At 63.6% G+C, this 23,467-nt stretch carries 25 protein-coding genes; 16 read left to right on the forward strand and 9 right to left on the reverse strand.

Features of this window, described 5'->3' with window-relative positions:
- Positions 1-50: 50 nt before the first annotated feature.
- The gene (gene mbfA, locus SINAR_RS0128470) at positions 51-1,034 is read left to right on the forward strand and encodes an iron exporter MbfA (RefSeq protein ID WP_028002241.1); all 984 of its coding nucleotides are present in this window, start codon (positions 51-53) and stop codon (positions 1,032-1,034) included.
- A 236-nt stretch (positions 1,035-1,270) separates the two neighbouring features.
- Here mbfA and SINAR_RS0128475 read toward each other — a convergent pair whose 3' ends face one another.
- Positions 1,271-1,891 carry a transglutaminase-like cysteine peptidase gene (locus SINAR_RS0128475; RefSeq protein WP_028002242.1) on the reverse strand — a complete coding sequence of 207 codons (621 nt, stop codon included), beginning with the start codon at positions 1,889-1,891 and terminating at the stop codon, positions 1,271-1,273.
- Positions 1,892-2,174: 283 nt separating this feature from the next.
- A complete protein-coding gene (locus SINAR_RS0128480) occupies positions 2,175-3,011 on the reverse strand; it encodes an alpha/beta hydrolase (protein ID WP_028002243.1) in 837 nt (278 codons plus the stop codon).
- Positions 3,012-3,227: 216 nt separating this feature from the next.
- Between SINAR_RS0128480 and infC the strand changes: the two genes are divergently transcribed.
- The 5 genes from infC (at position 3,228) to pheT (ending at position 8,337) form a co-directional block, all read left to right on the forward strand.
- A complete protein-coding gene (gene infC / locus SINAR_RS0128485; protein ID WP_084617713.1) occupies positions 3,228-3,764 on the forward strand; it encodes a translation initiation factor IF-3 in 537 nt (178 codons plus the stop codon).
- 239 nt (positions 3,765-4,003) lie between these two features.
- Positions 4,004-4,207, forward strand: a complete 204-nt coding sequence (gene rpmI, locus SINAR_RS0128490; protein ID WP_014330719.1) for a 50S ribosomal protein L35 — start codon at positions 4,004-4,006, stop codon at positions 4,205-4,207.
- A 36-nt stretch (positions 4,208-4,243) separates the two neighbouring features.
- Positions 4,244-4,648, forward strand: a complete 405-nt coding sequence (gene rplT, locus SINAR_RS0128495) for a 50S ribosomal protein L20 (protein WP_012710091.1) — start codon at positions 4,244-4,246, stop codon at positions 4,646-4,648.
- Positions 4,649-4,794: 146 nt separating this feature from the next.
- Positions 4,795-5,877 (forward strand): phenylalanine--tRNA ligase subunit alpha, encoded by a 1,083-nt coding sequence (pheS, locus tag SINAR_RS0128500; protein ID WP_028002245.1) that lies wholly within the window; start codon positions 4,795-4,797, stop codon positions 5,875-5,877.
- A gap of 33 nt (positions 5,878-5,910) precedes the next feature.
- On the forward strand, positions 5,911-8,337 hold the full coding sequence (pheT, locus tag SINAR_RS0128505) for a phenylalanine--tRNA ligase subunit beta (protein WP_028002246.1): 2,427 nt from the start codon (positions 5,911-5,913) through the stop codon (positions 8,335-8,337).
- 186 nt (positions 8,338-8,523) lie between these two features.
- Here pheT and SINAR_RS0128510 read toward each other — a convergent pair whose 3' ends face one another.
- Together SINAR_RS0128510 and SINAR_RS0128515 are read right to left on the reverse strand one after the other, a co-directional pair.
- Positions 8,524-8,883, reverse strand: coding sequence for a nuclear transport factor 2 family protein (locus SINAR_RS0128510; RefSeq protein ID WP_028002247.1), 360 nt, complete (start codon positions 8,881-8,883; stop codon positions 8,524-8,526).
- A 174-nt stretch (positions 8,884-9,057) separates the two neighbouring features.
- Positions 9,058-10,053: an aldo/keto reductase gene (locus SINAR_RS0128515; protein WP_028002248.1), complete on the reverse strand. Its 996-nt coding sequence runs from the start codon at positions 10,051-10,053 to the stop codon at positions 9,058-9,060.
- 179 nt (positions 10,054-10,232) lie between these two features.
- On the opposite strand from SINAR_RS0128515, the gene SINAR_RS0128520 reads away from it, so the two are divergent.
- The gene (locus SINAR_RS0128520) at positions 10,233-11,123 is read left to right on the forward strand and encodes a LysR family transcriptional regulator (protein WP_028002249.1); all 891 of its coding nucleotides are present in this window, start codon (positions 10,233-10,235) and stop codon (positions 11,121-11,123) included.
- A gap of 35 nt (positions 11,124-11,158) precedes the next feature.
- On the opposite strand, the gene SINAR_RS0128525 is transcribed toward SINAR_RS0128520, so the two are convergent.
- A complete protein-coding gene (locus SINAR_RS0128525; protein ID WP_028002250.1) occupies positions 11,159-11,650 on the reverse strand; it encodes a YciE/YciF ferroxidase family protein in 492 nt (163 codons plus the stop codon).
- Between the two features lie 217 nt (positions 11,651-11,867).
- Between SINAR_RS0128525 and SINAR_RS0128530 the strand changes: the two genes are divergently transcribed.
- Together SINAR_RS0128530 and SINAR_RS0128535 are read left to right on the forward strand one after the other, a co-directional pair.
- Positions 11,868-12,638 carry an SDR family oxidoreductase gene (locus SINAR_RS0128530; protein WP_028002251.1) on the forward strand — a complete coding sequence of 257 codons (771 nt, stop codon included), beginning with the start codon at positions 11,868-11,870 and terminating at the stop codon, positions 12,636-12,638.
- A 38-nt stretch (positions 12,639-12,676) separates the two neighbouring features.
- Complete coding sequence (locus tag SINAR_RS0128535) at positions 12,677-13,318, forward strand: hypothetical protein (protein WP_028002252.1); 642 nt, start codon at positions 12,677-12,679, stop codon at positions 13,316-13,318.
- 5 nt (positions 13,319-13,323) lie between these two features.
- Here the strand turns inward: SINAR_RS0128535 and SINAR_RS0128540 are convergent, their stop codons facing one another.
- Positions 13,324-14,274 carry an aldo/keto reductase gene (locus SINAR_RS0128540; protein WP_028002253.1) on the reverse strand — a complete coding sequence of 317 codons (951 nt, stop codon included), beginning with the start codon at positions 14,272-14,274 and terminating at the stop codon, positions 13,324-13,326.
- A gap of 212 nt (positions 14,275-14,486) precedes the next feature.
- Here SINAR_RS0128540 and SINAR_RS0128545 point away from each other — a divergent pair, with 212 nt between their 5' ends.
- Positions 14,487-15,473 carry a Gfo/Idh/MocA family protein gene (locus tag SINAR_RS0128545; protein WP_028002254.1) on the forward strand — a complete coding sequence of 329 codons (987 nt, stop codon included), beginning with the start codon at positions 14,487-14,489 and terminating at the stop codon, positions 15,471-15,473.
- Between the two features lie 48 nt (positions 15,474-15,521).
- Here SINAR_RS0128545 and SINAR_RS0128550 read toward each other — a convergent pair whose 3' ends face one another.
- Positions 15,522-15,932: a hypothetical protein gene (locus SINAR_RS0128550; RefSeq protein ID WP_028002255.1), complete on the reverse strand. Its 411-nt coding sequence runs from the start codon at positions 15,930-15,932 to the stop codon at positions 15,522-15,524.
- 126 nt (positions 15,933-16,058) lie between these two features.
- On the opposite strand from SINAR_RS0128550, the gene SINAR_RS0128555 reads away from it, so the two are divergent.
- From SINAR_RS0128555 to SINAR_RS0128565, 3 genes are all read left to right on the forward strand, one after another.
- Positions 16,059-16,850: a helix-turn-helix domain-containing protein gene (locus SINAR_RS0128555; RefSeq protein ID WP_028002256.1), complete on the forward strand. Its 792-nt coding sequence runs from the start codon at positions 16,059-16,061 to the stop codon at positions 16,848-16,850.
- Positions 16,851-16,943: 93 nt separating this feature from the next.
- Positions 16,944-18,524, forward strand: a complete 1,581-nt coding sequence (xseA, locus tag SINAR_RS0128560; RefSeq protein WP_028002257.1) for an exodeoxyribonuclease VII large subunit — start codon at positions 16,944-16,946, stop codon at positions 18,522-18,524.
- Complete coding sequence (locus SINAR_RS0128565) at positions 18,524-19,114, forward strand: NAD(P)H-dependent oxidoreductase (protein ID WP_028002258.1); 591 nt, start codon at positions 18,524-18,526, stop codon at positions 19,112-19,114. The genes xseA and SINAR_RS0128565 overlap by 1 nt, the downstream gene beginning before the upstream one ends.
- 8 nt (positions 19,115-19,122) lie before the next feature.
- On the opposite strand, the gene SINAR_RS0128570 is transcribed toward SINAR_RS0128565, so the two are convergent.
- A complete protein-coding gene (locus SINAR_RS0128570; RefSeq protein ID WP_028002259.1) occupies positions 19,123-19,617 on the reverse strand; it encodes a MarR family winged helix-turn-helix transcriptional regulator in 495 nt (164 codons plus the stop codon).
- Between the two features lie 112 nt (positions 19,618-19,729).
- On the opposite strand from SINAR_RS0128570, the gene SINAR_RS0128575 reads away from it, so the two are divergent.
- The 3 genes from SINAR_RS0128575 (at position 19,730) to SINAR_RS01000000133965 (ending at position 21,900) form a co-directional block, all read left to right on the forward strand.
- Positions 19,730-20,602: an EamA family transporter gene (locus tag SINAR_RS0128575; RefSeq protein ID WP_028002260.1), complete on the forward strand. Its 873-nt coding sequence runs from the start codon at positions 19,730-19,732 to the stop codon at positions 20,600-20,602.
- Between the two features lie 220 nt (positions 20,603-20,822).
- Positions 20,823-21,398: a sigma-70 family RNA polymerase sigma factor gene (locus SINAR_RS01000000133960; protein ID WP_234710644.1), complete on the forward strand. Its 576-nt coding sequence runs from the start codon at positions 20,823-20,825 to the stop codon at positions 21,396-21,398.
- 76 nt (positions 21,399-21,474) lie between these two features.
- Positions 21,475-21,900, forward strand: a complete 426-nt coding sequence (locus SINAR_RS01000000133965) for a VOC family protein (protein WP_050577563.1) — start codon at positions 21,475-21,477, stop codon at positions 21,898-21,900.
- 299 nt (positions 21,901-22,199) lie between these two features.
- Here SINAR_RS01000000133965 and SINAR_RS0128590 read toward each other — a convergent pair whose 3' ends face one another.
- A complete protein-coding gene (locus SINAR_RS0128590) occupies positions 22,200-23,456 on the reverse strand; it encodes an aminopeptidase (protein ID WP_028002261.1) in 1,257 nt (418 codons plus the stop codon).
- Between the last annotated feature and the right edge of the window lie 11 nt (positions 23,457-23,467).

Raw genomic sequence — 23,467 nt, forward strand, 5'->3', positions numbered from 1 at the left:
CGCCTCATGCTTCGGCGCCTATTTAGAATTATTCTAAAGAAGGTTTCGCGATGCTCTCCCGGCTTTTCTCCCGTTACAAACGTCCGTTCCTGTCCTTGAGCGAACAGGAAATCCTTGCCCTCGCCATATCCTCGGAAGAGGACGATGGACGCATCTATCTCGCCTATGCCGACGCGTTGCGCGGTAAATACCCGCACTCCGCCAGGGTTTTCGAGGAGATGGCAGAGGAGGAGAGCCATCACCGTCAGGCTTTGATCGACCTGCATGTTGCCCGTTTCGGCAATCGCATCCCGCTCGTCCGGCGCGAGCACGTGCGCGATTTCCCGGAGCGCAAGCCAGATTGGTTGATCGCCGAGATGCCCATCGAGAAGGCGCGGGCAGAAGCCGAGGCGATGGAGGAGGCGGCGCACCGGTTTTACGTCGAGGCTGCGGCACGCACCCGGGATGCGGCAACGCGCAAGCTCTTGGGCGATCTGGCGATTGCCGAGAAGTCGCATGAATCGCTCGCCCGCCGGCTCGGCGAGAAGCATACGCCGGCGGGCGTGCGCGACGAGGAAGATGAGACCTCACGCCGCCAGTTCATACTCACCTATGTGCAGCCGGGCCTCGCAGGACTGATGGATGGTTCGGTTTCGACGCTCGCGCCGATCTTCGCCGCAGCCTTTGCCACCCAGGATACGTGGCAGACCTTTCTCGTCGGCCTTTCGGCCTCCGTCGGCGCGGGTATCTCGATGGGTTTCACCGAGGCGGCGCATGATGACGGCAAGCTTTCCGGCCGCGGCTCGCCGGTCAAGCGCGGACTCGCCTCCGGCATCATGACGGCGCTCGGAGGTCTCGGCCACGCTCTGCCCTACCTCATTCCGCATTTCTGGACCGCGACAACGACGGCGGTGGCAATCGTCTTCTTCGAGCTGTGGGCGATTGCCTTCATCCAGAACCGGTACATGGAAACGCCCTTCCTGCGGGCCGCCTTCCAGGTGGTGCTCGGTGGCGGTCTGGTTCTCGCCGCAGGCATCGTCATCGGGAATGCTTAGAGAGCGCGTGCGTTTGCGGATACAGGATCGTCGCTCACTGACTGTACTGCCCTTGAGGCGTATCGAGAGAGCGAAACCCGCTCCTCCCTCATCCTGTGACGAGCGCAGGAATGAAGAATTTTGGGGAGGCGTACGCCTTACTGCAACGCCCGCTTGCGGGTATCCGAGCGACTTCACTGACGCGCAATAAAAAAGGCTGCGTCCTGCAGCCTTTTGAAAGGAACTGTTCGCCAGGATCAGTTTCCGACGGAGCCGACCAGCACTTCCCCGCTATTGTCGATTGTGACCCAGCGGCCGCTGTGGTTCGTCGCCTGGCGCTTGAGGAAGCGGTAGGGCGTATGTGTCCACAGCTTTACGCTATTGTCGAGATTGTCGAGAATGAAGTCGCCCTGAGCCGTGCGGACCGTCAGCACCGCATGGCCTTCGCCATCCGGCTTGCGCACGACGGTCATCAGCAGGTTGCTGGCGGAGAAGCCCTTTTGCATCAGGCGTCTGCGCTTTTCGAGCGCGAAGTCCTCGCAATCACCCTGCCTGGTGGGATAGGCCCAAACCTCGTCCCGGCCGGTAAGCTCGATGTCGGTGACCGGTGCGACCTGCCGGTTGACGGAGGCGTTGACCTGGCGAATGGCTGCCCAGCCGCTGGCGGTGACACGTGGCGGGACGGTCGCCTTCGAGCGGACGCTGCATTCGCCCCTGTACTTCTGGCAGAACTCGTAATGCCCGATCGGTTGCGAGGTCACCGCACCGGTCTGCATCCAGGGAGTAGCTCCCGCCTGTGCGGGAATTGCCGTGTTGGTGGAAATGAAAAGCGCACACAGCGCTGCGAAACTTGCCTTAACCCCGGTCCAAGACGCCATACAGATCCCCTGCAACGCGGCCGCATCCGTACCTTCCGGGCCGATCCGCGCAATCAAAAGTTGTCGACAGCTTTTATAGGAATTTCCCCTGCGCTGCTCTAATCGTTAATAAAGAGTTAATATACTCCGCTTGTCGGAGTCAATCGCCTGATTCGGACTAGTCCGTTTTATGGTTAAGGGTCGCGGCAGACCGGCGCAGAAGCCCGTCAGCGCAAGGGCTTGGCCGCGCCTTGAAGAATAATCTCGGGGAATTATGAATAGGCCGGATGGACGAGCCGTGCGCTCAGGCCTTCGTCAGCATGGCGTCGATCGCCTGTCTCAATTTGACAATATCCTCCTCGCGGGACAACCGGTGGTCGCCGTCGCGGATCAGGGTCATGACGACGTCGTCCGCCGGCATGTGCTCCATCAGCTTGAGGGCATGCGTGTAAGGGACGTCCGGATCGCGCATGCCCTGCAGGATATGAACCGGGCAGCCCGTTTCGATCGGTCCTCTCATGACCAGGTTGTTGCGTCCGTCCTCGATGAGGGCTCGGGTGAAGACATTGGGCTCGGGGCTGTATTCCGATGGTTCCTCGAAATAGCCCCGCTCGGCAAGCGAGGTCCTTTCGGCATCGGTCAGATTGGGCTCGATAAGCTCGGCCGTGAAGTCCGGAGCCGGGGCGATCAGCACGAGGCCGCAGAGGCGGTCGGCCTGGCCCCGACCTCTGAGTTCCTCGATCAGGCGCAGCGCGACCCAGGCTCCCATCGAGGAGCCGATCAGGATCATGCGCATGGTGGCCGCGTGGTCGATCACCGCAAGGCTCTCCTCGACCCATCGCGATATCGTGCCGGACCTGTAATCGCCGTCGGACGAGCCGTGGCCGGAATAGTCGAAGCGGATGCAGTCGGTGCCGGCCTCGCGCGCGTGCCGCTCGACCTCCACCGCCTTCGTACCGGTCATGTCGGAGCGGTAGCCGCCGAGCCAGACGAGCGCCGGAAGCTCTGAAGCCTGCCCGTGCTCCAGATGGACATCGGGCCGCTTTCCGGCGTGAAAGATACGCATGGCTATGCTTCTCGCCTCGTCGCCCGTTCCCACTGCGATCCGCGTGATCTCTGTTTCGGCCGGCTTTGTTGACATCGAGTAACTCCCTGGGGACCTGAAAGGACGGGTTTCCTTCTAAAACAGATTCTTTCGGGCATCGACAGAGGATGATTTTCATTGCGGGCCATGCTATTGACTCTGGAGCCGCAATTCACACATTGCCGTCAGTGACTGTTTCAAGCGCTTCTGTTTGAGATCGCGCTGACCTTTTGACCGAACATTTACAATCAACAGCTCGAGGAGAGTACGACCATTCGCAGACCCTTCAAAGCGGACGCTCCAGTCAAGGAAGGACCGCGCGCAAACAAGGAAATCCGGGTCCCCCGGGTTCAGCTTATCGATGCCGAAGGCCAGAACTTGGGCAGCGTTCCGATCGACCAGGCGCTCCGCATGGCGGACGAGGCCGGTCTCGACCTGGTGGAAATCGCACCGAACTCCGATCCGCCGGTGTGCAAGATTCTCGACCTTGGCAAGCTGAAATACGCGAACCAGAAGAAAGCCGCCGAGGCGCGCAAGAAGCAGAAGATCGTCGAGATCAAGGAAATCAAGATGCGCCCGAACATCGACACCCATGATTACGAGGTGAAGATGAAGGCCATGAACCGCTTCTTCGAGGATGGCGACAAGGTCAAGGTGACGCTGAAGTTCCGTGGCCGCGAAATGGCCCACCAGGAACTCGGCATGAAACTTCTGATGCAGGTGAAGGACGACACCCAGGAAATCGCCAAGGTGGAAGCCGAACCCAAGCTCGAAGGGCGCCAGATGATGATGGTGCTTGCGCCGAAGTGATCGGCTGGACCTGATCGGACAACACGCTTCGTGAAGCCGCCCCGGGAGGAGTTCGTGGGGCGGCTTTTCCTTGGGAATGACACCACGCGCGGGCGACTTCGGAACGGCTTGCCTTTTCCGGGATGTGCGGTTATAAGCCCCCGTCCGAACGGTCCGGCAGGGCATGCCGTGGCCGTTCTTAACGCTGGAAACGGGCTTCGTCTGTCTGTTTCACCTATCAAGAACAATGGAGTAGCAAAATGCCCAAGATGAAGACGAAATCGTCTGCCAAGAAGCGGTTCAAAGTCACCGCTACCGGCAAGGTTCGAGCTGCTGCTGCTGGCAAGCGCCACGGCATGATCAAGCGGTCCAACAAGTTCATTCGCGACGCGCGCGGAACCATGGTTCTCGCCGAGCCTGACGGCAAGAAGGTCGTCAAGAACTACCTGCCCAACGGTCTTTAAGACGTCTGGCAATTTGGATTTTAAGGAGATCATGACATGGCACGTGTAAAACGCGGCGTAACCGCCCACGCCAAGCACAAGAAGACGCTCAAGGCCGCCAAGGGTTTCTACGGCCGCCGCAAGAACACCATCCGCGCCGCAAAGGCAGCGGTTGACCGTTCCAAGCAGTACGCCTATCGCGACCGCAAGGTCAACAAGCGCAATTTCCGCGCGCTCTGGATCCAGCGCATCAACGCTGCTGTCCGCGAATTCGGCCTGACCTACGGCCGCTTCATCGACGGCCTGAACAAGGCCGGCATCGAAGTCGACCGCAAGGTTCTGTCCGACATGGCGATCCATGAGCCGGCAGCATTCGGCGCCCTGGTCGAAGCTTCCAAGAAGGCGCTCGCCTATCTGAAGGAAGCCGGCACGGCAAACGAGTTTGAAAGCGCTGTCCGTTAAGCCAGCGTTTTCCCAAGACCGTTTCTGAAATTGTTGGGAAACCCGCGCTGGCAGGGCTGGCGCGGGTTTTTCTTGTTCGGCTCTCCGCGCGATCGTATCGCTGAAGCGTCGAATCGATATACCGAACCGCATCGAGGCAGGACAGAATGAGCGAACTGGAAACATTGGAACGGACCTTGCTGGCGGACATCGACGCCGCCGCCGACGAAGGCGCGATCGAGGCGGTGCGCGTCGGCGCGCTCGGCAAGAAGGGATCGATCTCGGAGCTCCTGAAAACGCTCGGTTCGATGAGCCCCGAGGAGCGCCAGACCCGCGGCGCACGCATCAATGCGCTGAAGAACACGGTGACTGAGGCAATCTCCGCCCGCAAGACGGCACTCAAGGACGCGGCGATCGCGGAAAGGCTGGCGCGCGAGACGGTGGACATCAGCCTGCCCGTCCGGTCCTCGCCGGCCGAGCGGGGCCGCATCCATCCGATCAGCCAGATCGTCGACGAGATCACTGCGATCTTCGGCGACATGGGGTTCTCGATTGCCGAAGGACCGGACATCGAGACGGACTACTACAACTTCACGGCACTGAACTTCCCCGAAGGCCATCCGGCCCGCGAAATGCACGACACCTTCTTCTTCGAGCCCGATGAGAAGGGTGAGCGCAAGGTGCTGCGCACGCACACCTCGCCGGTGCAGATCCGCACGATGGAGGCCGAGCAGCCGCCGATCCGCATTATCATTCCCGGCAAGACCTATCGCCAGGATTCCGACGCGACTCACTCGCCGATGTTCCATCAGGTCGAAGGCCTCGTCATCGACAGGACTGCGAATGTCGCCAATATGCGCTGGGTGCTCGAGGAGTTCTGCAAGGCCTTCTTCGAGGTGGATCAGGTGACGATGCGCTTCCGCCCATCCTTCTTCCCCTTCACGGAACCCTCTTTCGAGGTCGACATCCAGTGCGACCGTTCCGGCCCGATCGTCAAGTTCGGCGAGGGGAAGGACTGGATGGAAATTCTCGGCTGCGGCATGGTGCATCCGAATGTGCTCAGGGCCGGCGGCCTCGATCCGGACGAATATCAGGGCTTCGCCTGGGGCATGGGCCTCGATCGCATCGCCATGCTGAAATACGGCATGCCGGACCTGCGCGACTTCTTCAATGCCGATGTTCGCTGGATGACCCATTACGGCTTCCGCCCGCTCGACATGCCGACGCTCTTCGGCGGCCTCTCGGCGTGACCGGCGCAGAAAATCAAGGACACAGGTGACATCATGAAGTTCACGCTTTCCTGGCTGAAGGACCATCTGGAAACCGACGCCTCGCTCGAGGAAATCTGCGCCCGCCTGACGATGATCGGGCTGGAAGTGGAGGATGTCGACGACAAGGCAGCCTTCAAGCCCTTCGTCATCGCCAAGGTGATCTCCGCCGAGCAGCACCCGAATGCCGACAAGCTCAGAGTGCTGATGGTCGATACCGGCTCCGGCGAGCCGGTGCAGGTCGTTTGCGGCGCGCCGAATGCGCGCAAGGGCCTCGTCGGCGCCTTTGCCGCGCCCGGCACCTACGTGCCCGGCATCGGCGTGACGCTCTCCGTCGGCAGCATCCGCGGCGTCGAGAGCCGCGGCATGATGTGCTCGGAAAAGGAGCTGGAGATCTCCGACGATCACACCGGCATCATCGATCTGCCCGAGGATGCGCCCGTAGGCGCCAGCTATGCGGACTATGCCGGTCTCGACGATCCGATCATCGAGATCAACCTGACGCCGAACCGGCCGGATTGCACCAGCGTCCACGGTATCGCCCGCGATCTTGCGGCCTCCGGGCTCGGCACCCTGAAGACGCGGCCGGCACCGTCCTTCGCCGTGGAAGGCGAGACGCCGGTAAAGGTCCGGCTCGATCTCGGCGAAGACAGCCATCTCTGCCCCGGCTTCGCGCTTCGCCTCGTGCGCGGCGTGAGGAACGGCCCGAGCCCCGCATGGATGCGCCAACGGCTGACGGCCATCGGCCTTCGGCCGATCAACGCGCTGGTCGACATCACCAATTACATGACTTTCGATCAGGGCCGCCCGCTGCACGTCTTCGACGCGGCGAAGGTTGCGGGCAGCCTGACGGTGCGCCGGGCAGAAGAGGGCGAGAAGGTGCTGGCGCTCGACACGCGCGAATACACGCTCACGCCGGCAAATGTGGTGATCGCCGACGAAGAAGGTGTCGAATCGATCGGTGGCATCATGGGCGGCGAGCATTCCGGCTGCGACGAGGCAACGACCGACGTGCTGATCGAATCGGCGCTCTGGGATCCGATGAACATCGCCAAGACCGGCCGCACGCTCGGCATTATTACCGACGCGCGCTACCGCTTCGAGCGCGGCGTCGATCCGGAATACATGGTGCCGGGCCTCGAGCGGGCGACCGAGTTGGTGCTTGAGCTTTGCGGCGGCACCGCGGCGAAGATGGACGTCGTCGGTTATGACGGCCACGAGTCCAAGCTCGTCGACTTCCCGGTCTCGGAGGTCAAGCGCCTTACCGGGCTCGAGGTCTCCTCCGAGGAAAGCGTCTCCATCCTCAAGAAGCTCGGCTTCGGCGTGGAAGGCTCCGGCGAACGCCTGACGGTAGCCGTTCCCTCCTGGCGGCCGGACATCGACGGCAAGGCGGACCTGGTGGAGGAGGTCATGCGCATCCATGGCGTCGACAATATCCAGGCGGCTCCGCTTCCGAGCCATAACGCCGTCAACGGCAAGATCCTGACGGTGCTGCAGACCCGCACGCGCCAGGCGAGGCGCGCGCTGGCAAGTCGCGGCATGCTCGAAACCGTCACCTGGTCCTTCATCCCGGAAGGGCATGCCAAGCTCTTCGGGGGCGGCCGGCCGGAACTCAAACTCGCCAACCCGATCGCCGCGGACATGTCCGACATGCGCCCGTCGCTTCTGCCGGGACTTCTGGCCGCGGCACAGCGCAATGCCGACAAGGGCTACGGCGATGTCGCCATTTTCGAGGTCTCGGGCACCTATGAAGGCGACACGCCCGAGGCGCAGCGGCGTGTCGCTGGCGGCGTGCGCCGCGGCACTGCGTCGCTCAACGGCGCCGGCCGGCTGTGGTCGAATGCCGCAAAGGGCGGCGGCAAGCCGGTCGATGTCTTCGACGCGAAGGCGGATGCGGTCGCGGTGCTCGAGGCCTGCGGCGTGCCGATGGCCAACGTCCAGTTCGAGGCCGGCGGCCCGGCCTGGTATCATCCCGGCCGTTCGGCGACGATCAGGCTCGGCCCGAAGATCGTCCTCGGTGCTTTCGGTGAGTTCCACCCGAAGACCCTCGACGCGCTCGATGTCTCAGGACCGCTTTCAGGTTTTGAGATCTACATCGATGCGATGCCGGAGCCGAAGAGGAAGGCGACGCGCACTAAGCCGGCGCTGGAGCTTTCGCCCTTCCAGGCGGTCAAACGCGACTTCGCCTTCGTCGTCGACAAGGCGGTAGAGGCCGCCGCGATCGTCAGGGCCGCCTCGGGCGCCGATCGGAAACTGGTGACGGCCGTCAACGTCTTCGACGTCTTCGAAGGCGCATCCCTCGGCGAGGGCAGGAAATCGGTGGCGATCGAAGTAACGATCCAGCCCGTCGAGCGCACGCTGACGGACGAGGATTTCGAGGCGCTGACCGCCCGGATCGTCGCCAATGTTGCGAAGAGCACGGGCGGCGTGCTGCGCGCCTGATGATAGGTCTATGCGAGGGGTTCCCGTGTGATTGCCCCTCTCCTTGGGTCTAACCCCGAGGACGAGCCCTCTCCCGCCTCAGGGGCGAGGGAACGAATGCGAGGCTGCCGCAAGTCACCTTCACCCCGCTTGCGGGGAGAAGGTGACTTGCGGGCCGGATGAGGGGCGATGCGAACGGCGCTTCGTCTAGCCATGCCGGTGCCAGACCTTATTGACGATCAGCCACCGTCCATCGACCTTCAACAGCGACAGATAGTCCGAATAGCGCGCGCCGGCGAACTCATCGATCACCTTCACGCTGGCGACGTCGCCGGTGATGTGGATCATCTCCACTTCCATGAGCGGCTGCGCGTCCGGCGGCGCCGCGCCTTCCTTCACGATTGCGGCGATGAAGGCGTCGCGCGTCAGCCACTCGACGGCTTCGCCTGAGTTGCCGACGATCGACGCGCCCGGATGGAAAGCCTTGCGCAACGCTCCCTCATTGGCGAAGGCCATACCGTCGACATAGAGATGGACAACCGCGCTGATGGCCTGCTCTTCGGACATGGACGATCCCTCCTTTTCCGGAACGGCAGACGCCTGTGGTGACTATCCGCCGCCAGGCCGTTCCAGTCCCGATGCAGGCGGACACCCTCATAGCTAGGGCATCGCAACGGAATTGCGATGCCCCTGCAGCGGAAGCCGCTGCGCACTTTTCCTGAAGTGATCGAGAGCCGGCGTTTACCGGTTCGTCAGCGCCAGCGACGCATCGGTATAGCGCTTGCCGGCGACGAGCGCCGGAGAGAGCGCTTCGCCAAGTTCACCGCGTTCGCTGTCGGTAAGGACGATGCCTGCGGCCGCGACGTTCTGCTCCAGGTGCTCGATCCTGCGCGCGCCGGGAATCGGAACGATGTCCTCGCCCTGGTTGACGACCCAGGCGAGCGCAAGCTGGGCGGCTGTGATGCCTCTCATGGCGGCGAGCCTTTCCAGGGTGGCGACCAGCGCGGCATTGGCCTCGAAGTTCTCCTCCTGGAAGCGCGGCAGCGACCGGCGAAAATCGTCCGCAGCGAGGTCTTCGACCTTGCGGATGGTGCCCGTCAGCATGCCGCGCCCGAGCGGGCTGTAGGGAACGAAGCCGATGCCGAGTTCGCGGCAGGTGGCGAGTACCTCCTGTTCCGGATCGCGGGACCAGAGCGAGTACTCGCTCTGTATCGCGGTGATCGGGTGTACGGCATGGGCGCGGCGGATGGTGGAGGCGCTTGCCTCGGAAAGCCCGAGTGCCCGCACCTTGCCCTCCTTCACCAGTTCCGCCATGGCGCCGACGGTATCCTCGATCGGTACGGAGGGATCGACGCGGTGCTGGTAGTAGAGGTCGATGACGTCAGTGCCTAATCGCTTCAGCGAGGCCTCGGCGACGGCTCTCGCATTTTCCGGCCGGCCGTCGACGCCTCTGATCGCCTCGGCGGCAGGCTTGCCCGGCTCGATGCGGAAGCCGAACTTGGTGGCGATAACCACTTGGTCTCGCCGGTCCTTCAGCGCCTTGCCGAGCAGTTTTTCGTTTTCATAAGGCCCATAGACTTCCGCCGTGTCGAAGAAGTTGACGCCGAGTTCGATGGCGCGGTGGAGCGTGCGGACAGACTGCCGCTCGTCGGCCTCGCCATAGGCGAAGCTCATGCCCATGCAGCCGAGACCGACGGCCGAAACGGTGAGTTCATTGCCGAGCTTGCGGGTTTTCATCGGATTTCCTTTCGGGCTGAACGCGCGGCTTGCGGGTGGCATACGGCGTTCGCGAAGAAGATGGAGAAGCGCGGGGCCGAGGCTCTCGGCGCCGGGCCGACGACAAGGCGAAGATAGGCGCCGCACCGCCGGTTGAAAATCTCTGTCAATTCTCACGGGCTGTTCTATTATTTCGATCAATGAACCGCACTCAGCTCTCCCAACTGGCCGTCCTTTCCGCCGTCGCTGCCAATGGCAGCTTTCGCGGCGCGGCGAAGGAACTCGGTATCGCGCCATCGGCCGTCAGCCACGCCGTGGGCAGTCTGGAAGCGAGCCTCGGCGTTCGCTTGCTCGCGCGCACGACGCGCAGCGTCTCTGCGACGGAGGAAGGCAGGCGCCTGCTGGAGCGGCTGCGGCCGGCGCTCGACGACATTGCAGATGCGCTGCAGAGGGCGGCGGAGGCGCGCGACCGTCCGGCCGGGAAGCTGCGCATCACCGCCCCTCGCTTTGCCGCCGACCTCATTCTCGCGCCGCGCCTTGGCGACTTCCTCGGGCGCTATCCGGACATCGTCCTGGAGATCGCCAATGAGGACGGCTTCACCAACATAGTCGAGGAGGGGTACGACGCCGGAATAAGGCTCGGCGAAAGCCTGGAAGCCGATATGATCGCGGTGAAGGTCGGGCCGGAGCTGAAAAGCGCGGTCGTCGCCGCACCGTCCTATTTCGAGCGCTTCCCGCGGCCGAGGCACCCGCACGATCTGGCGGGCCATCGCTGCATCCGCCGGCGCTTCTCCAACGGCACCATATACCGCTGGGAATTCGAGAAAGACGGGGAGGAATTGACCGTTTCGGTCAACGGACCGCTGATTCTCGGCGAGGACCGGCCGATCGTCGAAGCCTCGGTGGGCGGTGCGGGGCTCGCCTATGTCTTCGAGCCGCGCGTCGGCGGATATGTCGCTGAGGGCAAGTTGGTCCGGGTGCTCGAGGAGTGGTGCGCCCCCTATGCCGGCCCCTATCTCTACTATCCCACCCGTCGCTTGATGCGCCCGGCGCTGCGGGCCTTCATCGATTTCTTCCGGCACAGCGGCTGACGGCCGGGCGGGGAGCACCGGCCGTCGTGAAAGGCTTAAGCGGCCTTCTTGTTCGCTTGTGCCGTCGCGAGTTTCGTCAGGTCCTCGTCGGTGATGATCTCTTCCTTCAAAGTCGCGTCGAGCAGCGACACTGCATCCTTGAGCCCGATGGTCTTGGCCCAGGTCTTGAGGGTGCCGTAGCGCGAGATTTCATAATGCTCGACCGCTTGAGCGGCAGAAATGAGCCCGGCATCGAGAGCGGGCGTGCCCTTGAACTCGTCCATGATCTCCTCGCCCTCGGCGACGATGCCCTCTATCGCCTCGCAGGTCTTGCCCTGCGCGCGCTTGCCGATCATGTCGAATACCTGCTGCAGCCGATCCACGTGGGTTTCGGTCTGTTCCTTGTGCTTCTCGAACGCGGCCTTGAGCTCAGGCGCCTGGGCGGCGCGTGCCATCTTCGGCAAAGCCTTCAGGATTTTCCGCTCGGCATAATAGATGTCCTTGAGCGTATCATGGAAGAGGTCGTCCAGCGTCTTTTCTTTGGCCATTTCCGTTTCCTTCCTCGTCTGCTTGGTGTTGCCTTCGACCCGCAATCAACAGCAAAGGGCAAAGATTTGTTCCTCGCGACTGCAAAAAGCGCGTGAGGCGCGGGGTAATTACGCAGCAGGCGCAAATGGGTCCGGTGCGCCCAGGCGGAAATCGGGTGGTTGCGGCGTAACGCATCGGCAATGGTCCCCCGTCAGCGAGATCAGACGGAGAAGAACCATGTTGAGACTGGAAGGTAAAATCGCGATCGTTACCGGCGCAAGCTCCGGCATCGGCCGCGCCGCCGCGTTGCTCTTTGCACGCGAGGGGGCGAAGGTCGTCGTCACCGCCCGAAACGAGCATGCGCTTGCGGAGCTTGCCGACGAGATCGCCGGGGAGGGCGGCGAGGCGGCAGCGCTTACCGGAGACGTGCGGGACGAAGCCCTGCATGAGGCGCTGGTCGAATTGGCGGTGCGCCGCTTCGGCGGCCTGGATACCGCCTTCAACAATGCCGGGGCGCTCGGCGCGATGGGAGAGATTTCGTCTCTCACCGTCGAGGGCTGGCGCGAGACGCTCGATACCAATCTGATGAGCGCCTTCCTGGCGGCGAAACATCAAGTTCCGGCAATCGCGGCGCGGGGCGGGGGCTCGCTCACCTTCACCTCGAGTTTCGTCGGTCACACGGCCGGTTTTGCCGGGGTGGCCGCCTATGCGGCCAGCAAGGCGGGGCTGATCGGCCTGGTGCAGGCGCTGGCGGTCGAGCTGGGCACGCGCGCAATTCGCGTGAACGCGCTGCTGCCCGGCGGCACCGACACGCCCGCCAATTTCGCGAATCTCCCGGGCGCCGCGCCCGAGACGCGCGGTTTCGTGGAAGGGCTGCACGCATTGAAGCGCATCGCGCGACCTGAGGAAATCGCCGAAGCGGCGCTTTATCTCGCCTCCGACGGTGCTAGCTTCGTGACCGGCGCTGCGCTCCTGGCCGATGGCGGCGCTTCGGTGGCGAGGGCGTGAACGCGGGACGCGAGCGCAGGAGCTGAAAGGGGGGAAGCATGAAGAAACCAGGCTCGATGAAATCGCTGGAAGACCTCGGGCGCGTGCGCCTGTCGAAGAACTTTTTCCTGCGCGATTTTCTTCACTCCGAGATCGCGGAGTTCTACCGGATCCCGAATATCCCCGACGATCCGGAACTGGCGATCGAGGCCGGCCGGAAACTCTGCGAGGAGCTCCTGGAACCGCTCGAGGCGACCTTTGGCCGGCTGCACATCCGCTCTGCCTACCGAAACCGGGCCGTCAATGCCTTCGGCAACGCCAATAGGCTCAACTGTTCGACCAATGCGGCAACGGCCGCCGACCATATCTGGGACATGCGCGACGCGGAGGGCTGCATGGGGGCGACCGCCTGCGTCGCCATTCCCTGGGTCTGGGACCGGGAGCACCACGAAGGCGGCTGGCAGAGTCTGGCCTGGTGGATTCACGACCACCTTCCCTACGCTTCGCTCTGCTTCTTTCCCAAGCTTTGGGCTTTCAACATCCAGTGGCACGAGAGGCCACGCCGCAGGATCAGCAGTTATGCCGAGCCGCGCGGGCTGCTGACCAGACCCGGCATGGCCAACCACGAAGGCAGCCATGCGCATCTTTACCCAGGTTTTCCTAAGCTTGCGACCGGGGACGGGTCTTTCGGACGCGGATAACCTCTCTATTCGCTCACTTCGTTCAGCCGCCTTATAGCCTCTTCCGGCAAGTCCATTTCCGCCGATCTCACCAGGCTTGCCAGCTGGTCAATGTTGGTGGCGCTGGCGATCGGCGCGGTGACGCCGTCGCGGGCGATGATCCAGGCGAGCGCGATCTCTGCCTGTTTCGCGCCGGTCTCCTCGGCGATTTCATCCAAGACGCCGAGGATCCGCATGCCGCGTCCATCGAGATATTTTTCGACGCCGCCGCCGCGAGCTGAGCCCTCCAGATCCTTGTGCGAGCGGTACTTGCCGGAAAGAAAGCCTCTCGCAAGGCTGAAATAGGTGATGACGCCGATTTCCTCGGCGAGGCAGAGATTGCGCAGCGGACCGTCATAGGAAGCGCGGTCGTAGAGATTGTATTCGGGCTGCAGCACGTCGTAGCGGGGCAGACCCTTCGCCGCCGCGACGTCGAGAGCATCGCGCATCTGCTGCGCATCGAGGTTCGACGCGCCGATCGCCCGCACCTTTCCCTGGGAAAGAAGCGTGTCGTATGCGGCAAGCGTCTCCTCGTAGGGTGTGTCCGGATCCGGCCAGTGTGAGAGATAGAGGTCGATATAGTCAGTCTGCAGACGTCTCAGCGAATCCTCGACTGCCTGCATGATCCAGCGCCGCGAGAGGCCCTTGCGGTCCGGTCCGAGTTCCGATCCGACCTTGGTGACGATGACGGCGTTGTCGCGCGAGCGTCCGGACTGCTTCAGCCATTTGCCGATGATCGTTTCCGATTCGCCGCCCCTGTTTCCCGGCGCCCAGGAGGAATAGACATCGGCGGTGTCGACGGCATTGAAACCCGCATCGAAGAAGGCGTCGAGAAGCGTGAAGGATGTTTTCTCATCCGCCGTCCAGCCAAAGACGTTGCCGCCGAAGACGAGCGGGGCGATCGAAAGACCGGTACGGCCAAGTCTGCGCATTTCCATGGTTTCGCTCCATGTGGTTGGATGAGGACGGGCTGCGATCGGGAGGATTGCGGCAAAAACATAGGCCAGCTTGCCGTCGATGGACACCTGCATTCGTGGTTTTTCTGACCTGCCGGCGGCTTGCTAGGTACGTACCTCGGGGATAGTCTTGGGGCTACCCCCGGGGGAATTTCGCGCGTCCTTAGCGCCGCGCACGAAAAGGAGTCTGCCTCATGCTGCGTTTCGGAATTTTGTCGACGGCCAAGATCGGCCGCGAGCTCGTCGTGCCCGCCATCCAGGACGCCGAGAACTGCGTCGTCACGGCGATCGCGAGTCGCGATCCCGCCAAGGCGAGGGCCATGGCCGATCGTTTCTCCGTGCCGCATGCTTTCGGCTCCTATGAGGAGATGCTCGCTTCCGACACGATCGACGCCGTCTATATCCCGCTGCCGACGTCGCAACATGTGGAATGGGCGATCAAGGCGGCGGATGCCGGCAAGCATGTACTTTGCGAAAAGCCGCTGGCGCTGAAGGCCGAAGAGATCGATGCGGTGATCGCGGCGCGCGAGCGCAACAAGGTGCTGATCTCGGAGGCCTACATGGTGACCTACAGCCCCGTCTGGCGGAAGGTGCGCTCGCTCATCGCGGAAGGTGCCATCGGGCGCCTCAGGCATGTCCAGGGCGCCTTCACCTATTACAACCGCGATCCCGGCAACATGCGCAACGTCCCGTCGCTCGGCGGCGGCGGTCTGCCGGATATCGGCGTCTATCCGGCAATCACGACCCGGTTTTCGACCGGCAAGGAACCGCTGCGCGTGCAGGCCAATACCGAGCGCGACGCGGAGTTCGGCACGGATATCTATTCGAGCGTTCGTGCCGATTTCGGCGACTTCGAACTGAGCTTCTATATCTCGACACAGCTCGCCGCCCGCCAGGTCATGGTCTTCCACGGCGACAAGGGCTACATCGAAGTGAAGTCGCCCTTCAATGCCGATCGCTACGGCCGGGAAGAGGTGGAATTGACCAACCAGAATCACGGCCAGTCGCAGCTCTTCCGCTTCCAGGATGCTCGTCAGTACAAGCTCGAGGCCGAGGCCTTCGCACGTGCCGCGGAAGACAAGGCGGAGGAAGTGGTGACGCTGGAAAACTCGCGCCTGAACCAGATGTTCATCGACGCAATCTATCGCGCCAGCGAAAAAGACGGTTGGGAACCTGTCTGAAGCCGGCTAAGGGATGGGCCCGGCGCGCATTGCGCCGGGCCGACCAATTCATGCGGCCTGGAGCAGCCGCGCCTGAGACGCGCCCCGCATCTTGAAGAAGAGGAAGTCGGCGACGCCGATCATCGCCACGACGATCAGCGCTATTCCTGCGATCGTCAACGCCGAATAGGCAGATGCAAGAATGGCGAGGCTTCCGACCTGCCACAGGATGTCTCCGGCGATGCTGATCCGGGTTGCGAGGGCGCTCGGACCTCCTTTTCTGGCAGCGGCGAGATGGAAGGCGCCCCAGACGAGGAGTCCAGCGCCGAGCGCCATGATCACCTGAGGCGACAGGGCGGGACTGACGACCGCCGCCAGCGGCTGCGCTGCCGCGAGCAGAGCCGAGCCGGCGATCAGCGAAAAGATGCCGTCGGCGAGAAACGTCTTGTTGAGAAGAGAGCGGGTGGAAAGGTCGAACATATCTGTCTCCATCGGTTGTCGATGGGCAGATGCTGGATCAGAGCGGTCATCAAACCAATTACCTGTGAGGTAATGGATTCTGTGCCGTGTCCGGGCGATGCTGCCCCCGCAACAGGAAAGGTATCCATGGAATTCGGCAGCCGTCTGAAGGAATGGCGAGGACATCGCCGCATGAGCCAGCTCGATCTCGCAATGGCGGCGGGCATTTCGCCGCGCCATCTCTCGTTTCTGGAGACGGGCCGCTCCAAGCCGTCTGAGGGAATGATCCTGCGGCTCGCCTCGGTCCTCGACGTTCCCGCACGCGAGCAGGGAACGCTCTTCACCGCGGCGGGGTATCGGCCGCGGGTGGCAACGAAGCCCGCAACCGGGCTTGAGGCGATGCCGCCGGCTGTCGCCCATGCCATCCGGCTGATGCTCGACCGGCACGACCCCTATCCCGGCCTGGTGTTCGACCACCAATATACGGTGCTGCTGACCAATCCGGCTTTCGCGTCGCTTGTCCAGGTCACGGGGATTCCGTTCCAGCCGGGGGAGAACTTCCTCGACGGCTTTCTCGGCGCAGAAAGCATCCGCAGTCTCGTGGTCAACTGGGAGGCAGCCGCAGCCGATCTCGTGCAGCGGGTTCGCATGGAGGCGTGGCTGCAGGGGCCGCGCAGCCCCTTGCAGCGGAGGTTGGACAGGCTGGTTGCCGACCCGGCGGTGGCTATGGCGATCGAGAACTTCCCGGCGACAGACCGCTTGCCGGTGCTGCCCATCGAACTGCGCCTCGGCGACGCGGCGCTCAGCTTCATCACGACTCTCTCGACCTTCGGCTCGACACAGGACGCGCTGGTGGAGGGTGTCCTGATCGAATCCTTCTTTCCGGCCGACGACGCGACCCGGCGCTTCTTCGGGCAGGGCGGACGCGACGTTCAGTAGATTGCCGCCCGGAGGTGCGAGGCTTCGAAGAAAAACGGCGGAAGGCAGCGTCTTGCTGCTGATCTTCGCTGCGCTGTCGGTTACAAGTGGCACATGAATTCGTTCTTTGATTCCGCATCTCCGTCCAACGTCGCCGAATATTCGGTGTCGGAACTGTCCGGCTCGATCAAGCGCACGGTCGAGCAGGCCTTCGATCATGTCCGCGTGCGGGGCGAGATTTCCGGCTACCGCGGTCCGCATTCCTCGGGACACGCCTATTTCGCCTTGAAGGACGATCGCGCCCGTATCGATGCGGTCGTCTGGAAGACCACCTTCGCGCGCCTGAAGTTCCGGCCGGAGGAGGGGATGGAGGTCATCGCGACCGGCAGGGTCACGACTTTTCCCGGCTCGTCCAAGTACCAGATCGTCATCGACTCGCTGGAGCCGGCCGGAGCCGGGGCGCTGATGGCGCTTATCGAGGAACGCAAGCGCAAGCTTGCGGCGGAGGGGCTTTTCGATGCGGGCCGCAAGCGGCCGCTGCCTTTCATGCCGAAGGTCATCGGCGTCGTGACCTCGCCGACCGGAGCTGTGATCCGCGACATCCTGCACCGCATCGCCGACCGTTTCCCGGTCCATGTCATCGTCTGGCCGGTGCGCGTGCAGGGCGACGGCGCCTGCGAGGAGATCGTGGCAGCGATCGAGGGTTTCAACGCCCTGCAGCCGGGCGGCCCCATTCCTCGGCCCGACGTGCTGATCGTCGCGCGCGGGGGCGGCAGCCTCGAGGATCTCTGGTGCTTCAACGACGAGGCGATGGTGCGCGCCGCGGCGGCTTCCGTGATCCCCTTGATCTCGGCCGTCGGCCACGAGACGGACTGGACGCTGATCGACCATGCGGCCGACCAGCGGGCGCCGACGCCGACGGGTGCGGCCGAAATGGCGGTGCCGGTGAAGGCCGATCTCGAGGCCCAGCTTGCCAGTCTGGCAGCCAGGCTCAAGGGCGCCGCGGCGCGGCAGATGGACAACCGCCGCCAGACGCTGCGCTCGCTTGCACGGGCGCTGCCCTCGCTCGACCAATTGCTCGCCTTGCCGCGGCGCCGCTTCGACGAGGCGGCCGGCGGACTCGGTCGCGGCCTGCAGATGAACACCGCCAACAAGCGGCGAAGCTTCGAACGCAATGCGGCCCATCTTCGGCCGGAGCTCCTGACCGCAAGGATCGTCGATCGCCGTCAGCGCGTCGTCGATGCGGTCAACCGCGCAGAGCGCATCGTCGAACGCCAGGTTCATCGCGGCGCCGCGCGCATTTCGTCTGCCGACGCCTCGCTCCGCGTTCTGCCGTCACGGCTGATTGGGCAGATTCATCGCGCATCGGATCGCGTCTCCGGCCTGGGCAGGCGCGGGGATGCGGCGATCGCCGCCGATCTGCGCAGGATGAAAAGCGCGCTCGCAGCGCAGGACCGCGTGCTGCAGTCGCTCTCCTATCACAGCGTGCTGCAGCGCGGCTTCGCGCTGGTGCGCGATGCCGCGGGCGAGCCGGTGAAACAGGCGGCTGCCGTGCATCCCGGTATGGCGCTTTCGCTGGAGTTCGCTGATGGCCGCGTCGCGGCGGTCGCAGGAGAGGACGGCGCCCCGCCCAAAACGCCGAAGAAGCGGACGGCGCGGCCGGGCGAGCCGGCCAAGCAGGGCAGCCTCTTCTGATGCACATCCTGGTGGTGCTCGCCCATCCGCTCGAGGAAAGCTTCGCTGCGAGTGTCGCCCGCGTCGCCGCGGAGACGCTGGAGAGCACAGGCCATACGGTCGATCTGCTCGACCTTTATCGCGAAGACTTCGATCCGCGGCTGACCGTGGCCGAGCGGGGCAGCTATTTCGATGAAAGCTACGACGCCTCCGGGGTCTCCCGCTGGATCGAGCGGCTGAACGCTGCGGACGGACTCGTGCTCGTCTTTCCGCAATGGTGGTTCAATTTTCCGGCGATCCTCAAAGGCTTCTTCGATCGTGTCTTCGCGCCCGGGGTCGCTTTCGACCATGATGCGGCAGGCGGCCGTATCGTTCCCCGACTCGGCAACATCCGGCTGTTCTGGGCGCTGACCAGTACCGGTTCTCCCTGGTGGGTCGTGCATCTTTACATGGGAAATCCGGTGCGCCGGCTGCTGAAGCGAGGCATCGCCGCCTTCTGCGGCAAGGGGCTCGACTTCCGCATGGTCACTCTGCACGACATGGATCGGGTGACGGAGGCAAAGCGGAAGCGCCATATCGAGCGTGTGAGGGCTCTGGTGAGCCGGATCTGACCGGCGGCCTATTCGAAGACCGAGAGGAACTTCCTGAGCAGCGCGTCCAGAGCTGCCCGTTCATCGGGTTCGAGGCCGGCAACGAGGCGCTGCTGGTTGGCGACATGGGCAGTGACCGCCGCGTCCACGCGCTCGAGACCCTCCTGCGTCAGAGCGATGAGGACGCCGCGCCGGTCTTCCGGATTGTCCAGGCGTTCGACGAGCCCGGCTTTCTCGAGCTGGTCGATGCGGTTTGTCATCGTGCCGGAGGTGACCATCGTCGTCGACAGCAACGCGCCGGGCGAGAGCCGGAAAGGCGGTCCGGAGCGCCGCAGCGTCGCGAGCACGTCGAAGCTCGCCGAGTTCAGGCCGTGATCGGCAAGGGTGCTGTCGATCTCACGAGCGAGATGAGCCCGAAGCCGCGAGAGGCGACCGAGCAGGCCCATGGCCGTCGCATCGAGCTCCGGCCGCTCTCGGCGCCACTGCGCCAGGATTTTGTCTACGTGATCCATATCCGTCTGCATCGGCGGTCTCAGTGAACGTTTCGCCTTCCTGAAGTCGTAGCCTCCATGTATCTTGACGTCAAGATAAATTGGGATAGATTTATCTTGATGTAAAGATTCTTGAGGTGATGAGATGAGCATGCGCAGCACCGATATTCTGCTCACGGCCATAGCGCCGGCCATATGGGGCAGTACCTATCTGGTCACAACGGAATTTCTGCCGGCGGGTTACCCGGTCACGGTCGCAATGCTCAGGGCGCTTCCGGCAGGGCTGCTGCTGCTGCTTGTCGTCCGGCAAATGCCGACGGGTGTGTGGTTGGCCCGCAGTTTCGTGCTCGGCGCGCTCAACTTCTCGTTCTTTCAGACGATGCTTTTCGTATCCGCCTACCGGCTGCCCGGCGGTGTCGCCGCAACCGTCGGAGCCATTCAGCCGTTGATCGTGATCGTCCTGTCGCGCATCGTTCTCGGCTCGCCGGCCCGGGCGTTGAGCGTCGTTGCCGGCATTGCCGGCATGGCGGGGGTCGCGCTCCTTGTGCTGACGCCAAAAGCGGCGCTTGATCCGGTGGGCGTCGCGGCCGGCCTGGCAGGCGCCGTCTCTATGGCTTTCGGCACCGTGCTGAGCCGACACTGGACGCCGCCGGTCTCGCCGCTCACCTTCACCGCCTGGCAATTGGCGGCCGGCGGGCTGCTGCTGATGCCGGTCACCTTCCTGCTGGAACCCTCTTTGCCTCCGCTCACTGCCGCGAATATTTTGGGCTTCACCTATCTCGGCCTGATCGGCACCGCCTTCACCTATCTTCTCTGGTTCCGCGGCCTATCTCGGCTCGAACCGTCCCAGGTTTCGCCGCTCGGCTTCCTGAGCCCCGTCGTCGCGATCCTCATCGGCTGGGGCGTGCTCGATCAGCAGTTGACGGCGGTGCAGGTGCTTGGGATCGCAACCGTCTTCGCAAGCGTGTGGATGAGCCAGTATGCACAGGCCGCGCGCCGCGCCGCAGCCGCCTCCTAACCCTCTCCCCGCGAGCGGGAAGAGGGAATGAGCGCGAGGATAGGCCGGGTTTATTTCGGCTGATGTAGTGCCGCGAGACTGCTTCGCCCCGCCTGCGGAAAGAAGGTGCCGGCAGGCGAGAGGGGGCGCCGGCACGGCTGATTAGCCTTAACGCGAGGGGTTGCAACCACAGGGTAAGCGTTTCACATTGGCGGCAGTCACCGGAGAAACGCAGCCCTTCATGGTCGATCATTTGACGTCGGCGCATTATTTTGACCTCCTCCGTTTCGCCAGGCGCAAGACCCGCCGCGCCGCCGACGCAGAGGACCTGCTGCATGAAGCGCTGATCGTCGCGCTCAAGGCGCAGCGGTTCCCGACCGGCGACGATCGAGCCTGGTTTCGCGGCGTCATCCGTAATTTGGCTGCGATGCAGGCGCGAACGGCAGCACGCCGTGTTCGGCGCGAAGGGCACATATGCTTTCCGGAAGCCGAGGATGAAGTGGATGTCAGCGATGTATTGGCTTTTGCAGCCACACTCACGCCCAGCCTCCGGATCGTGATGCTGCTCGCAATTGCCGGTCACAACCGACCAGAGATTCGCCATCTCCTTAGAATCTCCGATGAGGCGCTACGCCAGCGCATCCTCATGCTTCGGCGTGCCTGGCGTGATGCCGGCAACACCGACGCAAACCTGAGAACGCTCGGCTTGCACTACCCGCTGGCGAGCGGCCGCATTCGGCGCGCGCTCCTGCCGGTGACGCGCGGCGGCCGGCCGCGTTTGCCAGCCACGATCCGGACGGCCATCTCTTCGCAATAAATTTTTCTCCACGCGCCTCTCACAAAGAGACAGCTGGCGGCAACAAACCGGGGTAACGAACACAAGGAAGCAATCAATGCTGTCGAAAACACGTATCGGAACCATCTGCTACTACGTCTCGGACATCGCCCGGACGGAAGCCTTTTATCGCAGCGTGCTGGGCCTCGACGTCCAGCGCATGGGCGATGACGGCGCCGGCAACGACTGGCTCATGGCCAGCATAGAAAACAATGTCGACCTGATCTTCTTCGTTGCGGAAAGCAAACCCGGCAACACGCCCATCATCGTTTTCGACCTCGCAGAGGGCGGAATTGATGATGTCGTCGGCGGCCTTGCCGAAAAGGGAGCGACGATCGTCACACCGGTAAGCCACGCGCCCGGCGGCTGGTCGGCCGAATTTGCCGATCCTGACGGCCATGTCCTCTCGATTTACCAGCCGGCCGAAGCGCCACGCACGAGGTCAACAAATGGACGAGGCAACTTAGCTGCCTCGGCGCGATAGCTGGAAATGAGCATCCAACCCTCTCCCCGGTCAGACTCTGCCTCACCCTCCCTCGGTCGCCATCCTCGCGGTTGCCCTTTGCGGACCTGGCGGTTCGAGGGAAGGCCGAGCGTGGGATTGCCCCTCAACCGGCTGCCGCCACCTTCTCCCCGCAGGCGGGGAGAAGGGATATGCCGCGCCCGCTCGCTCCCTCGAGCGGGCGGTGAATGCGGGGTTCAGTCGGCGCCGCTTGTCCCTTCGCCCCGCTTGCGGGGAGAAGGTGCCGGCAGGCGGATGAGGGGTTCATCGGGCCCGCAGTGTCAGGCCCACTCGCCTTTGCGCATAACGGGCACACGGGCGCCGTCCGCACGAACGCCGTCGATGTCCACTTCGCCCGAGCCGATCATCCAGTCGATATGGATCAGGCTCGAATTGCCGCCCTGGGCGCGGATCTGTTCCTGACTGAGGCTTGCGCCGTCGAGGAAGCACTTCGAATAGCATTGGCCGAGCGCGATGTGGCACGAGGCGTTTTCGTCGAAGAGGGTGTTGTAGAACAGGACGCCGCTTGCCGAAATCGGCGAGGAATGCGGCACCAGCGCCACTTCGCCGAGGCGGCGTGCGCCCTCGTCCGTGTCGAGCACTTTCTTCAGCACCTCCTCGCCGCGCGAGGCCTTGGCTTCGACGATGCGGCCGGCTTCGAAGCGTACCTGGATATTGTCGATCAGCGTGCCCTGGTGGGAGAGCGGCTTCGTGCTCGACACATGGCCTTCGACGCGCAGCGCATGCGGCGTAGTGAAGACCTCTTCCGTCGGGATGTTCGGATTGCAGGTAATGCCGTTCTTGGCGACCGAAGCGCCGCCATGCCATTCGTGGCCGTCCGCCAGCCCGACGGTCAGGTCGGTGCCGGGACCGGTGAAATGCAGCGCGGCGAAGCGCTCCTCGTTCAGCCAGGCCGAACGTCGGTGCAGATTGGCATTGTGCTCTTTCCAGGCGGCGATCGGATCGCCGACGTCGACGCGCGAGGCGGCGAAGATGGCATTTGCCAGCCTTTCCACGGCAAGCGCCTCGGGATCATCGGGGAACATCTGCTTCGCCCAGGAGGGATTCGGATAGGAGACGATGTTCCAGTTGATGTCGAAGTTGGAGATCTTCTCGAGCGCCGGCTTGTAGGCGATCGAGTTCGCCTTGTTGGCGCGGGCGACCTTCGTCGGATCCTGAGCCGAAAGCAGCATCGGGTTGTCGCCGGCGATGGCGAGGCGCGCAGCGCCTCCCGCATAGGCCTTGGCCATGCCCTCGTAAAGCCAGTCGCTGGCGCGGTCGAAGCTCTCGTCCGGCGCATGGGCGTAGCGGGCAAGCGTCGCTTCCTCGTCGGCGTAGAAGGTCGTCACCAGCCCGGCGCCCGCCATATAGGCGTGCTTGGTGATGAGGCGCACGAGCGGCAGCGCCGCGATCGGCGCGGTCATCACCAGGTCCTGGCCCTTCTGCAATTGCAGACCGACCTTGATGGCGACCTCGGCGAGCTTTTCGAGCTTGACCGGATCGACAGGGTTCTTTGCGGATTGGAGGGGGGCGTTCATGGCGGCTCCTG

Origin of the sequence: Sinorhizobium arboris LMG 14919 (genome assembly GCF_000427465.1) — a bacterium.
In the GTDB taxonomy this organism is placed as follows: Bacteria; Pseudomonadota; Alphaproteobacteria; order Rhizobiales; family Rhizobiaceae; genus Sinorhizobium; species Sinorhizobium arboris.